The organism is Streptomyces sp. NPDC002513, assembly GCF_053595355.1.
In genome coordinates, this window is the sequence record NZ_JBSFXK010000003.1 from 151,466 (window position 1) to 163,637 (window position 12,172).

Consider the following 12,172-nt stretch of genomic DNA (forward strand, 5'->3'; position numbering starts at 1 on the left):
GGGAAAGCCTAATGGCCGCGGTCGGGCATGTGTCCGGCGCGGTCGTTTCGTGGGAGAAGCGGCCCCGCAGCGGGGAGGCCTCGCACCGCCGCCGGCGCCCGGCAGACGCCCCTGCGCAGGTCCAGGAAACCGCCCAGCGGATCGTCCGAGAACCGGTCCCAGGGGAAGGAGGTGGCGTACGGGCCGATCAGGCGCAGTTGTGTCAGCGCGTCCGGCCCGCGCCCCAGCGCGACCAGGACGTACGCGAGGAGATTGCGGACCTCCGCGGGCCGGGGATCGGCGGGCGCGTACCGCGACGACAGCGCGATCGCCCGGTCCGCCGCGGCGTCCAGCCGGTCGCGGGACACCACCGCCCCGCTGTCGTCGGTCAGACACGCGTAGGCCGCGCGCAGGGGCAGGGCCTGCATCAGGGAGCCGGGCGGCGTGTCGTGCGCGGCGGTCTCGGCGAAGTCGAGGCACTCGCCGTGTGAGCCGTGCCAGACGGCCGACAGATACGCGAGGGCCGCGGCATGGCAGCCGTAGTGGTGCGGGCAGCGGCGCACCGCCTCGCCCCACAGCCGCTCGAACGCGGTGTGGTCCGCGTCGACGCCGCGCGCGTGGTCGAGCGCCACCCGCCATGGCACCGGGTCCCGGGGATCGCCCTCGGTCGCCGCCGCGACCAGCGGGCCGACTTCGTACAGGAGTTCGGCACGGGCCGGTGACTCCCAGCCGCGGGCCACCGCCAGCTCCGCCTTGACCAGCAGCGCGTCCGGATCGTCGGGGTTGGTGGCGCACCAGTGCGTGAACCACTCCTCGCGGGAGCGGGCGAAGGCGGCGAGTCGTGTCACATACCGGTCGCGGTCCTCCCACTCGCCGCCCTCCCGGGTGGCCGCGAGCAGCTTGGCCGCCGGGCCGTGGTCGCCGAGCCCCGCCGCCACCAGGGCGGGGGCCAGTCGCTCGTCGGGCGCGTCGAGCAGGACGTCGTCGTCCGCGGGCAGTCCGTCGGCGAGGTGCGGAGACGTAGGTGCCGTCCGTGTCGCACGGAGGAGCGCGCGCAGCAGTGCCATGGTGTCGACCATTGAAAAAGGCGCAGGTCGGGGCGCGCCAGCACGTTTGCGTAACCGCCATTTGGTTGTACTCCGCACGGTCAAGAGTGAGTAAAAGGCGATGATTCATGACTGTTGGTGCCTATGGGGTGGCGGTACCCGGGTCTCAGCCGCGCCGCAGCAGCCGGGTCGCCCCCGCCGCGACCGTGGTCGCCAGGACCCAGCCGAGCAGGATGACCACCGCCGACGCCCACTGCCACCCCCCGCTGAGCTGCCACTGGCCCACCTGACCGAGGTCGATGACCGGCAGCAGCAGATCCAGGGCGAACAGGGAGGGGTTCCACGCCGGGTGCCCGTCCTTGTCGACCGGCGGATGGCTCGCGTGCGAGAAGGCGATCGAGGCCGCCGCCCACAGCACCGCCATCCACACCGCCGCACGGCCGGGCCGGTAGCCGTAGGCGACCGTCCAGTCCTGCGCGTATCCCCACAGCTTCCCCGCGAACGGCAGCGTCTCGCGGCGCCGCCGCTGCTTCGCGAGCAGCACCTCGCGTGCGTCCTCGTCCTCCCCGGAGTCGCGCAGCACGGCCGCGAGCCGCTCGTAGGGCTCGGGGGTGTACTCGGCGGTCGCCGCCGCCACCCACGCCAGGCGCCGGCTCCGTGGCGGTCAGGTCGTCCGGCAGGTCCCCGGCGCGCGGGCCGGCACCCTCGGTCACGGCTCTTCCCTCCCTCCCCGGCTACTCGTGAGTTTCGTACGACCGTTGATGCCCGTTGTGTAAGGGGTCGAACGCGATCGGTGACGGTGATCTTCCGGGTGCCGTCCCAGCCGTCGGTTCCGGCCACCCCTGGCGGCTCCTGAACCATCCGATCCGGCCATCACCCGCCCCCGGGTGCGAGCCGGGGCAGGCGGGCGGCCGGACGGCGTACGGCGGTGCGGGCAGACGGCGTACGACGGGAACCCGACACGCCGTCCCGCCCCTCGTCGAGCCCCTCGTCGCGGTGCCGACACGCCGACGCCCAGGGGCCCGGCCGCAGCCCGCGCCCGCTGTCCGCCGGGCACGCGCGGGGCCCGCCGTCGAACCGCCGGACGCCGCCCGCCCCAGGTCGTCCGCGGTGCCTCGCCCCTCCGGTGTAGGGAACCGGCGCCGTTGTGGACCTCTGCCACGGGGTCCGTCCGCCCGCCCACGCTCCGTATCAGTCACTGATACGGCCGTCCGCCGGCTCGTCGCCGTCTGAGAGAATTGGCCCTGTGATCTCCCGAATCGATCTGCGTGGCGATGCCCTCCCCGAGGGTCCCGCCCTGCGTGACCTGCTGCCCCGAGCCGACTTCGACGTAGCGGCCGCCCTGGAGAAGGTGCGTCCGATCTGTGAGGCCGTGCATCATCGGGGCGACGCGGCGCTGATCGACTTCGCGGAGAAGTTCGACGGTGTGCGGCTGAAGTCGGTGCGAGTGCCGGCCGAGGCCCTCAAGGACGCACTGGAGCAGCTCGACCCGGCCGTGCGCGCGGCCCTGGAGGAGTCCGTCCGCCGCGCCCGTCTCGTCCACCGCGCGCAGCGCCGCACCACGCACACCACCCAGGTGGTGCCCGGCGGTTCGGTCACCGAGAAGTGGGTGCCGGTCGAGCGTGTCGGGCTGTACGCGCCCGGCGGACGCTCCGTCTACCCCTCATCCGTGATCATGAACGCGGTGCCCGCCCAGGAGGCCGGTGTCGAGTCGATCGCCCTCGCCTCCCCGGCCCAGGCGGAGTTCGACGGCCTGCCGCACCCGACGATCCTCGCCGCGTGCGCACTGCTCGGCGTCGACGAGGTGTACGCGGCCGGCGGCGCGACCGCTGTCGCGATGTTCGCCTACGGCACCGAGTCCTGCCCGCCCGTCGGCATGGTCACCGGCCCCGGCAACATCTGGGTCGCCGCCGCCAAGCGGTACTTCACCGGCAGGATCGGCATCGACACCGAGGCCGGCCCCACCGAGATCGCGATCCTCGCGGACGACACCGCCGACCCGGTGCACGTGGCCGCCGACCTGATCAGCCAGGCCGAGCACGACCCGCTGGCGGCCGCCGTCCTGGTCACCGACTCGGTGGAGCTGGCCGACGCGGTCGAGAAGGAGCTCCAGCCGCAGGTGGCGGCCACCAGGCACGTCGAGGACCGGGTCCGCCCGGCGCTCGCGGGCAAGCAGTCGGCGATCGTGCTGGTCGACGGCGTCGACGAGGGCCTCAGGGTGGTCGACGCGTACGGCGCCGAGCACCTGGAGATCCAGACGGCGGACGCCGCCGCGGTCGCCGACCGGGTGCGCAACGCGGGCGCGGTCTTCGTCGGCCCCTGGGCCCCGGTCTCCCTGGGCGACTACGCGGCCGGCTCCAACCATGTGCTCCCGACCGGCGGCTGTGCCTGCCACTCCTCGGGACTGTCCGTCCAGTCCTTCCTGCGCGGCATCCACATCGTCGACTACACCAAGGACGCGCTGGCCGAGGTCGCGCACCACGTGGTGACCCTGGCGGAGGCGGAGGACCTGCCCGCGCACGGCGCGGCGATCAAGGCCAGGTTCGGCTGGAAGGTACCGGCGAGCAAGTGAGCTTCGGAATCGACGATCTTCCCGTACGGGACGAGCTACGCGGCAAGTCCCCCTACGGCGCGCCCCAGTTGGACGTCCCCGTACGGCTGAACACCAATGAGAACCCCTACCCGCTGCCCGAGCCGCTGGTCGAACGGATCGCCGAGCGGGTGCGCGAGGCCGCCCGCGGCCTCAACCGCTACCCGGACCGTGACGCGGTCGAGCTGCGCACCCGGCTCGCCGAGTATCTGACGAGGACCGGCGGGTACCGGGTCGGCGCGGAGAACGTCTGGGCGGCCAACGGCTCCAACGAGGTCATCCAGCAGCTGCTGCAGACCTTCGGCGGCCCCGGCCGCACGGCGATCGGCTTCGAGCCGTCGTACTCGATGCACGCGCTCATCGCGCGCGGCACGGGCACCGGCTGGATCTCGGGCCCGCGCGCCGAGGACTTCACGATCGACCTCGGCGCCGCCGAGCGGGCGATCGCCGAGCACCGGCCCGACGTCGTCTTCGTCACGACCCCGAACAACCCCACGGGCAACGCGGTCCCGGCGCGGACGGTCCTCGCCCTGTACGAGGCCGCGCAGGCCGCGCGGCCCTCCATGGTCGTCGTGGACGAGGCGTACATCGAGTTCAGCCACGGCGACTCGCTGCTGCCCCTCCTCGAAGGTCGGCCGAATCTCGTCGTCTCACGGACCATGTCGAAGGCGTTCGGGGCCGCCGGCCTGCGCCTCGGCTATCTCGCCGCGCACCCGGCGGTCGTCGACGCCGTCCAGCTCGTCCGGCTGCCGTACCACCTGTCGGCGGTCACCCAGGCGACCGCCCTGGCCGCTCTGGAGCACACGGACACGCTGCTGAAGTACGTCGAGCAGCTGAAGGCGGAGCGGGACCGGCTGGTCGCCGAGCTGCGCGCGACCGGCTTCGACGCCACCGAGTCCGACGCGAACTTCGTCCAGTTCGGGCGGTTCGAGGACGCCCACGCCGCCTGGCGGAAGATCCTCGAACGGGGCGTCCTGGTCCGCGACAACGGCGTGCCGGGATGGCTGCGGGTCACCGCCGGGACCCCCGAAGAGAACGACGCGTTCCTCGACGCGGTCCGTGAACTGAAGAAGGAGCAGAGCGCATGAACCGCGTTGGGCGCGTGGAGCGCACCACCAAGGAGACCTCGGTGGTCGTCGAGATCGACCTCGACGGCACCGGCAGGACCGACATCGCGACCGGCGTCGGCTTCTACGACCACATGCTCGACCAGCTCGGCCGGCACGGCCTGTTCGACCTGACCGTGAAGACCGAGGGCGATCTGCACATCGACTCGCACCACACCATCGAGGACACCGCCCTCGCGCTCGGCGCCGCCTTCAAACGGGCGCTCGGCGACAAGGTCGGGATCTACCGCTTCGGCAACTGCACGGTCCCGCTGGACGAGTCCCTCGCCCAGGTCACCGTCGACCTGTCCGGCCGCCCCTACCTCGTGCACACCGAGCCCGAGAACATGGCGCCCATGATCGGCGAGTACGACACCACGATGACCCGGCACATCCTGGAGTCCTTCGTCGCCCAGGCCCAGATCGCGCTGCATGTGCACGTTCCCTACGGGCGCAACGCGCACCACATCGTGGAGTGCCAGTTCAAGGCGCTGGCCCGGGCCCTGCGCTACGCGAGCGAGCGCGACCCGCGCGCGGCCGGCATCCTCCCGTCCACGAAGGGTGCGCTGTAGAGCCATGAACAGCACCTCGACCGTCCTCATCGTCGTCGGGCTCTTCCTCGTCGGCGGGATCATCTCCTTCGCCAAGCAGAAGATGCCGAAGAGCCTCATCGTGCTGCTCTCGATCGGCGCCGGCATGTGCCTGGTGGCCGGCGTCCTGCGGCTGGGGGTGTGGAATTGAGCACCCCGAAGAAGGTCGTGGTCTTCGACTACGGCTTCGGCAACGTCCGCTCCGCCGAGCGTGCCCTCGCGCGCGTGGGCGCGGACGTCGAGATCACCCGCGACTACGACCGGGCCATGAACGCCGACGGCCTGCTGGTGCCGGGCGTCGGCGCCTTCGCCGCCTGTATGCAGGGTCTGCGCGGGGTGCGCGGCGACTGGATCATCGGCCGCCGGCTGGCCGGCGGGCGCCCGGTGATGGGCATCTGCGTCGGCATGCAGATCCTCTTCGCCCGCGGCATCGAGCACGGCGTCGAGACCGAGGGCCTCGACGAGTGGCCCGGCACGGTCGGGCCGCTCCACGCCGACGTCGTGCCCCACATGGGCTGGAACACGGTCGAGGCGCCGGCCGACTCCGAGCTGTTCGCCGGACTGGACGCGGATGCGCGGTACTACTTCGTGCACTCCTACGCCGTCCACGACTGGACCATGGAGACGCTCAGCTCACGGCTGCACGCCCCCAGGGTGACCTGGTCGACGCACGGCGAGCCCTTCGTGGCGGCCGTCGAGAACGGGGCCCTGTGGGCGACGCAGTTCCACCCCGAGAAGTCCGGCGACGCCGGAGCGCAGCTGCTCACCAACTGGATCGGAACCCTGTAGACCATGGCCAAGCTCGAACTCCTCCCCGCCGTCGACGTCCGCGACGGCCAGGCCGTACGCCTCGTCCACGGCGAGTCCGGCACGGAGACCTCCTACGGCTCCCCGCTGGAGGCCGCCCTCGCCTGGCAGCGGGCGGGCGCCGAGTGGCTGCATCTGGTCGACCTGGACGCCGCGTTCGGCACCGGTGACAACCGCGCGCTGATCGCCGAGGTCACCCAGGCCATGGACATCAAGGTGGAGCTGTCCGGCGGCATCCGCGACGACGACACCCTGGCCGCCGCTCTGGCCACCGGCTGCACACGCGTGAACCTCGGCACGGCCGCCCTGGAGACCCCGGACTGGGTCGCCAGGGTGATCGCGGAACACGGCGACAAGATCGCCGTCGGTCTGGACGTGCGCGGCACGACCCTGCGCGGCCGCGGCTGGACCCGCGACGGCGGCGACCTCTACGAGACGCTGGAGCGCCTGAACAAGGAGGGCTGCGCGCGGTACGTCGTCACCGACATCGCCAAGGACGGCACCCTCCAGGGCCCCAACCTGACGCTGCTGAAGAACGTCTGTGCCGCCACCGACCGCCCGGTCGTGGCCTCCGGCGGCGTCTCGTCGCTGGACGACCTGCGGGCGATCGCCGGCCTCGTCCCGCTCGGTGTCGAAGGGGCGATCGTCGGGAAGGCCCTGTACGCGAAGGCGTTCACCCTGGAAGAGGCCTTGGAGGCTACGTCGTGAAAAAGGACGCGGTGTCATGACGTCGGAAGCCGTACGGCGTGTGCAGGGCACAAGTCCCTGGGAGGAGACCATCGGTTTCGCGCGCGCCGTCGCGGCGGGCGACCGGGTGCTGGTGGCCGGCACGACCTCCTTCCGGGGCAGTGTGCTCTACGGAGAGGGCGACCCGTACGAACAGGCGAAGGTGGCGTTCACCAGCGCGCTCGAGGCGATCGCCGAGTTCGGGCTCGGTCCCGAGTCGGTGCTCCGGACCCGGATGTATCTGACCCATCTGCGGGACGTCGACGAGGTGGGGCGGGCCCACAAGGAGATCTTCGACTCGGTGCGCCCGGCCGCGACCCTGCTGGTCGTGGAGGGTTTCGTCGACCCGCGCATCCTGGTCGAAGTGGAACTGGAAGCCTTCAGAGGCTAGAAGCAGCAAGAGGAGCCGTGGATTCATGACCCTGGCGGTCCGAGTCATCCCCTGCCTGGACGTGGACAACGGCCGGGTCGTCAAGGGTGTCAACTTCCAGAACCTGCGCGATGCGGGCGACCCCGTCGAGATGGCCAAGGTGTACGACGCCGAGGGCGCCGACGAGCTGACGTTCCTGGACATCACCGCGTCTTCCGGCAACCGCGAGACGACGTACGACGTGGTGCGCCGCACCGCCGAGCAGGTCTTCATCCCGCTGACCGTCGGCGGCGGTGTCCGCTCGGCCGAGGACGTGGACAAGCTGCTGCGGGCGGGCGCCGACAAGGTGGGGGTGAACACGGCCGCCATCGCGCGCCCGGACCTGATCCGGGAGATCGCCGAGCGTTTCGGACGGCAGGTGCTGGTGCTGTCGGTCGACGCGCGCCGCACGGAGTCCGGCGCGTTCGAGGTGACCACCCACGGCGGCCGCCGGGGCACCGGCATCGACGCGGTCGAGTGGGCGCACCGGGCCGCCGAGCTGGGCGCGGGCGAGATCCTGCTCAACTCGATGGACGCGGACGGCACCAAGGACGGCTACGACCTGGAGATGATCGCGGCCGTGCGCAAGCAGGTGACGGTCCCGGTGATCGCGTCGGGCGGCGCCGGCCGGGCGGCCCACTTCCCGCCGGCCGTCGCGGCGGGCGCGGACGCGGTGCTCGCGGCCTCCGTGTTCCACTTCGGGGATCTGCGCATCGGCGAGGTGAAGGCGACGCTGCGGGAGGCGGGGCACCCGGTCCGGTGACGCCCCCTTCGGCCTGAGCCCCGGCATGCCGCTGTCCGCCGCCGCGATCGGTGCCTGGGGCACCGGGCCGGTGTTCGTCGTCAGCGCGGCGGTCTGCGGGCTGAGCGGGGTCGTCGTCCTCGGCGCCCGCGACCTGCGCCGCGCCGAACTCCCCGGGTAGGGCCCGCCTCGAAGGCCCCTCGTCGGGGTCGTCGTCACCCCTTCCGTCCGCGCCGGGCGCGCCTCTCGCCGGTCCGGGCCGCCCCCGCCGCGTCCGTCCGGGGACGGGCCGCCCCTCAGATGCCCAGCTCCTTGGCGTCCCGTACCTTCGTGATGGCCTCCTTGTCGCCCTCCAGCTCCACGTCCGCCGCACGCTGCCGCCCGAGCGCGAACATCAGCAGTTCCGAGGGCGCACCGGTCACCGTCACGACGGGCGTGCCGCGGTGTGCGACCGCCGTCTGCCCGTCCGGGCGGCGCAGCACCAGCCCGGTCGGCGCCTTCCGGGCGGTCAGCCGGGCCGTGCGCTCCAGGCGCGACCACAGGGCGTCCTGGAAGACCGGGTCGAGCTCGCGCGGTGTCCAGTCGGGCTGGGCGCGGCGGACGTCCTCCGTGTGGACGTAGAACTCGACCGTGTTCGCCGCCTCGTCGAGCTGTTTGAGCTGGAAGGGTGAGAACCGCGGGGGCCCGGTGCGGATCAGCTGGATCAGCTCCTCGTAGGGCTTCGCGGTGTACTCCCCCATCACCTTCTCCAGCCGCGGCGCGAGCTGCTTGACCAGCACGCCGCCGGCGGCGTCGGGGCGGCGCTCGCGGACCACCACGTGCGCGGCGAGGTCCCGGGTGTTCCAGCCCTCGCACAACGTGGGCGCGTCCGGGCCCATGGCCTCCAACAGATCGGCGAGGAGAAGGCGTTCACGCTTCGCATGGGTCGACATGCAGCCAGCGTACGACCGGGAGCGCGGTCCGCCCACCGGACGGTGGCCGGTGCTGAGGGTGGGGCGCGGCACAATGGTCGGCATGACCAGTACGCCTGACCCCGGCAGGCCCAGCGGCCTGGACCCCGAGATCGCCGCGCGCCTCAAGCGCAGCGCCGACGGCCTGCTCCCCGCGATCGCCCAGCAGTACGACACCGGCGAGGTGCTGATGCTCGGCTGGATGGACGACGAGGCGCTGCACCGCACGCTGACCACCGGCCGGTGCACCTACTGGTCGCGCAGCCGCCGGGAGTACTGGGTCAAGGGCGACACCTCGGGCCATGTCCAGCACGTCAAGTCGGTCGCCCTGGACTGCGACGCGGACACCGTGCTCGTCAGGGTCGACCAGGTGGGCGCCGCCTGCCACACCGGCGACCGCACGTGCTTCGACGCCGATGTGCTGCTCGCGGACGCCGTGACCGGCGCCGCGCCGGCCGCGGATCAGTGAGGCTAGCCGCCATGGATCTCGAGACCTTCCGCAAGCTGGCCACCGACCGCCGGGTCATCCCGGTCACCCGCAAGCTGCTCGCCGACGGCGACACCCCGGTCGCGCTGTACCGCAAACTCGCCGGGGAACGCCCCGGCACGTTCCTGCTGGAGTCGGCGGAGAACGGCCGTGCCGCGTACAAATGGTCGCGCTACTCCTTCGTGGGCGTCCGCAGCGCCGCCACCCTCACCGCGCGGGACGGCGAGGCCCACTGGCTCGGCACCCCGCCGGCCGGCGTCCCGGTCGACGGCGACCCGCTGGCCGCCCTCCGGGCCACCATCGAGGCCCTGCACACGCCCCACCAGGGCGATCTGCCGCCGTTCACCGGCGGCATGGTCGGCTATCTGGGCTACGACATCGTGCGCCGGCTGGAGAAGATCGGTCCGGGCGGGCGGGACGAGCTGCGGCTGCCCGAGCTGACCATGCTCCTCACCAGCGACCTCGCGGTGATGGACCACTGGGAGGGCTCCGTTCTGCTGATCGCCAACGCGATCAACCACAACGACCTCGACACGGGCGTCGACGAGGCCTACGCGGACGCCGTGGCCCGCCTCGACGCGATGGAGGCCGACCTCTCCCGCGCCGTCCCGCAGCCGGCCACCGTCCTCCCGCCCTCCGAGCTGCCCGAGTACACCGCGCGGTGGGGCGGCGCGGACTTCCGGGCGGCCGTCGAGGACATCAAGGAGCGCATCCGCGCGGGCGAGGCCTTCCAGGTCGTCCCGTCGCAGCGCTTCGAAACGCCGTGCACGGCAAGCGCGTTGGACGTCTACCGGGTGCTGCGGGCCACCAACCCGTCCCCCTATATGTACCTGTTCCGCTTCGACGGCTTCGACGTCGTCGGATCCAGCCCGGAAGCGCTGGTGAAGGTCGAGGACGGCCGGGCCATGGTCCACCCCATCGCGGGCACCCGGCACCGCGGCGCGACCCCGCAGGAGGACCACGCGCTCGCCGAGGAACTGCTGGCCGACCCCAAGGAGCGGGCCGAGCACCTGATGCTCGTCGACCTGGGCCGCAACGACCTGGGGCGGGTGTGCGCGCCCGGCTCGGTCGAGGTCGTCGACTTCATGTCCGTCGAGCGGTACTCGCACGTGATGCACATCGTCTCCACCGTGACGGGCAGGGTCGCCGAGGGGCGCACGGCCTTCGACGTCCTGACCGCCTGCTTCCCGGCGGGCACGCTCTCCGGCGCGCCCAAGCCGCGCGCGATGCAGATCATCGACGAACTGGAACCGTCGCGGCGGGGGTTGTACGGCGGCTGCGTCGGCTATCTCGACTTCGCGGGCGACTCCGACACCGCCATCGCCATCCGTACGGCGCTGCTGCGGGACGGCACGGCGTACGTCCAGGCGGGCGCGGGCATCGTCGCCGACTCCGACCCGGTCGCCGAGGACGACGAGTGCCGCAACAAGGCGGCCGCCGTACTGCGGGCGGTCCATACGGCCAACCGGCTGGGGCGGTGAGCGGGACCGGGTGAGTCCGCGAGCCGGTTCCGGGCGGGTCTGCGAGCCGGTTCAGGGCGCGTCTGCGAGCCGGTTCAGGGTGCGTCTGCGAGCCGGTTCAGGGTGCGTCTGCGAGCCGGTTCAGGGCGGGTCGATCATCCGATAAAGGGGCCCGGGTGACGGTTCGCCCGGGGTTCAGGCGATAGTGGGGTACGTGACTGCCGTACCTCACCCCCGAACCGAGGCCGCCGCACCCGTCCGGTCCGGCCGCCGCAGCCTCGCCTTCGCCCTGCTGTGCGGGGCGGCCGGCGCGGCCGTGGCGCTGCTCGCCTCCCGGCAGGGCTGGTCGGCGGGGACCGTGACGGTGGCCGGCGGAGACTTCCCGCTGACCGCCAAGGGCAGCGATGTCACGGGCGTGCCCGCGGCGCTCGCCATAGTGGGCCTCGCCGCGCTCGTCGCCGTCTTCGCCGTCCGCAGGGCCGGGCGATTCCTCGTCGCCGGACTGCTCGCGCTCTCCGGCGCCGGTGTCGTCGCCGCCGCGCTCCTCGGCTCCACCGACAGCTCGGCGCTGGACGAGAAGGCCGCCCGGGCGGCCGGCGACACCTCCGCGACCGCCTTCGCGCTCACGCACACGGCATGGCCGTACGTGGCGGCGGCCGGCGGCGCGCTCCTCCTCCTCGCCGGACTGCTCGCCCTGCGCTACGGCCGGCTGTGGCCCGCGATGTCCGGCCGCTACGAGCGCGACGGCACCCCCCGGCCCCGCACGGCCAAGCCCCTCGACCCCGACCGCCCCGAGGACCTGTGGAAGGCACTCGACCGGGGCGAGGACCCCACGGGCGCCTGACCACGCCACCACCGTCCACGTCGAGCGCTCCGGAGGCGGGCCCGACTCCCCCGGGAGCGACCCCGCGCTCACCTCATCCACCCGGGTGCGGGACAATGGGCGCCGAGCGTCCGGCTCGCACAACCCACATACAGCCAGCAAGGAGCAAGTCATGGCGGGCAGCAGTCACGGTCACACCCCGGCCGCCTGGACCGGTGTCATCATCGCCTTCATCGGTTTCTGCGTCGCGGGCGCCTTCACCGTGATGGCCCAGCCGGCCGGCTTCTGGGCGGGCATGGTGATCATCGCCCTCGGTGGCGTCGTGGGTGGTGTCATGCGCCAGATGGGCCTCGGCCAGCCGAAGACCCCGGCGCACCCGGCGCACGAGCCGGCGCGCGTGAGCACGGGCGGCTGAGCCCTCCGCGACCTCCGACGTCGTACGTCTCGCGCGTCTCGC

At 72.6% G+C, this 12,172-nt stretch carries 14 protein-coding genes and 2 pseudogenes; 13 read left to right on the top strand and 3 right to left on the bottom strand.

The window, feature by feature from the left end:
• Positions 1–8: 8 nt before the first annotated feature.
• Both ACWD5Q_RS03445 and ACWD5Q_RS03450 read right to left on the bottom strand, forming a co-directional pair.
• On the bottom strand, positions 9–1,058 hold the full coding sequence (locus tag ACWD5Q_RS03445) for a hypothetical protein (protein ID WP_451425313.1): 1,050 nt from the start codon (positions 1,056–1,058) through the stop codon (positions 9–11).
• Positions 1,059–1,191: 133 nt separating this feature from the next.
• A pseudogene (locus ACWD5Q_RS03450) lies at positions 1,192–1,686 on the bottom strand (oxidoreductase); the annotation flags it as partial.
• A gap of 585 nt (positions 1,687–2,271) precedes the next feature.
• Here ACWD5Q_RS03450 and hisD point away from each other — a divergent pair.
• The 9 genes and pseudogenes from hisD to ACWD5Q_RS03495 all read left to right on the top strand — a co-directional run.
• Complete coding sequence (gene hisD / locus ACWD5Q_RS03455) at positions 2,272–3,597, top strand: histidinol dehydrogenase (RefSeq protein ID WP_451425314.1); 1,326 nt, start codon at positions 2,272–2,274, stop codon at positions 3,595–3,597.
• Positions 3,594–4,703 carry a histidinol-phosphate transaminase gene (locus tag ACWD5Q_RS03460; RefSeq protein WP_451425315.1) on the top strand — a complete coding sequence of 370 codons (1,110 nt, stop codon included), beginning with the start codon at positions 3,594–3,596 and terminating at the stop codon, positions 4,701–4,703. The genes hisD and ACWD5Q_RS03460 overlap by 4 nt, the downstream gene beginning before the upstream one ends.
• Positions 4,700–5,293, top strand: coding sequence for an imidazoleglycerol-phosphate dehydratase HisB (gene hisB / locus ACWD5Q_RS03465; RefSeq protein ID WP_451425316.1), 594 nt, complete (start codon positions 4,700–4,702; stop codon positions 5,291–5,293). Before ACWD5Q_RS03460 ends, hisB begins: the two co-directional genes overlap by 4 nt.
• A gap of 4 nt (positions 5,294–5,297) precedes the next feature.
• Positions 5,298–5,462: a hypothetical protein gene (locus ACWD5Q_RS03470; RefSeq protein WP_451425317.1), complete on the top strand. Its 165-nt coding sequence runs from the start codon at positions 5,298–5,300 to the stop codon at positions 5,460–5,462.
• Positions 5,453–6,100 (top strand): imidazole glycerol phosphate synthase subunit HisH, encoded by a 648-nt coding sequence (hisH, locus tag ACWD5Q_RS03475; protein WP_451425318.1) that lies wholly within the window; start codon positions 5,453–5,455, stop codon positions 6,098–6,100. Before ACWD5Q_RS03470 ends, hisH begins: the two co-directional genes overlap by 10 nt.
• A gap of 3 nt (positions 6,101–6,103) precedes the next feature.
• Positions 6,104–6,826: a bifunctional 1-(5-phosphoribosyl)-5-((5-phosphoribosylamino)methylideneamino)imidazole-4-carboxamide isomerase/phosphoribosylanthranilate isomerase PriA gene (gene priA / locus ACWD5Q_RS03480; protein ID WP_451425319.1), complete on the top strand. Its 723-nt coding sequence runs from the start codon at positions 6,104–6,106 to the stop codon at positions 6,824–6,826.
• Between the two features lie 16 nt (positions 6,827–6,842).
• The gene (locus ACWD5Q_RS03485) at positions 6,843–7,235 is read left to right on the top strand and encodes a RidA family protein (RefSeq protein ID WP_451425320.1); all 393 of its coding nucleotides are present in this window, start codon (positions 6,843–6,845) and stop codon (positions 7,233–7,235) included.
• Between the two features lie 25 nt (positions 7,236–7,260).
• Positions 7,261–8,016 (top strand): imidazole glycerol phosphate synthase subunit HisF, encoded by a 756-nt coding sequence (gene hisF, locus ACWD5Q_RS03490; RefSeq protein WP_451425321.1) that lies wholly within the window; start codon positions 7,261–7,263, stop codon positions 8,014–8,016.
• A 19-nt stretch (positions 8,017–8,035) separates the two neighbouring features.
• A pseudogene (locus ACWD5Q_RS03495) lies at positions 8,036–8,176 on the top strand (MFS transporter); the annotation flags it as partial.
• A 115-nt stretch (positions 8,177–8,291) separates the two neighbouring features.
• Here ACWD5Q_RS03495 and ACWD5Q_RS03500 read toward each other — a convergent pair.
• Positions 8,292–8,927: a TIGR03085 family metal-binding protein gene (locus ACWD5Q_RS03500; protein ID WP_451425322.1), complete on the bottom strand. Its 636-nt coding sequence runs from the start codon at positions 8,925–8,927 to the stop codon at positions 8,292–8,294.
• A gap of 73 nt (positions 8,928–9,000) precedes the next feature.
• On the opposite strand from ACWD5Q_RS03500, the gene hisI reads away from it, so the two are divergent.
• The 4 genes from hisI to ACWD5Q_RS03520 all read left to right on the top strand — a co-directional run bounded on the left by hisI (position 9,001) and on the right by ACWD5Q_RS03520 (position 12,130).
• Positions 9,001–9,414: a phosphoribosyl-AMP cyclohydrolase gene (gene hisI, locus ACWD5Q_RS03505; protein WP_451425427.1), complete on the top strand. Its 414-nt coding sequence runs from the start codon at positions 9,001–9,003 to the stop codon at positions 9,412–9,414.
• 11 nt (positions 9,415–9,425) lie between these two features.
• On the top strand, positions 9,426–10,913 hold the full coding sequence (locus ACWD5Q_RS03510; protein WP_451425323.1) for an anthranilate synthase component I: 1,488 nt from the start codon (positions 9,426–9,428) through the stop codon (positions 10,911–10,913).
• Positions 10,914–11,097: 184 nt separating this feature from the next.
• Positions 11,098–11,736, top strand: a complete 639-nt coding sequence (locus ACWD5Q_RS03515; RefSeq protein WP_451425324.1) for a TIGR02234 family membrane protein — start codon at positions 11,098–11,100, stop codon at positions 11,734–11,736.
• 151 nt (positions 11,737–11,887) lie between these two features.
• The gene (locus ACWD5Q_RS03520) at positions 11,888–12,130 is read left to right on the top strand and encodes an HGxxPAAW family protein (protein WP_451425325.1); all 243 of its coding nucleotides are present in this window, start codon (positions 11,888–11,890) and stop codon (positions 12,128–12,130) included.
• Positions 12,131–12,172 lie beyond the last annotated feature (42 nt).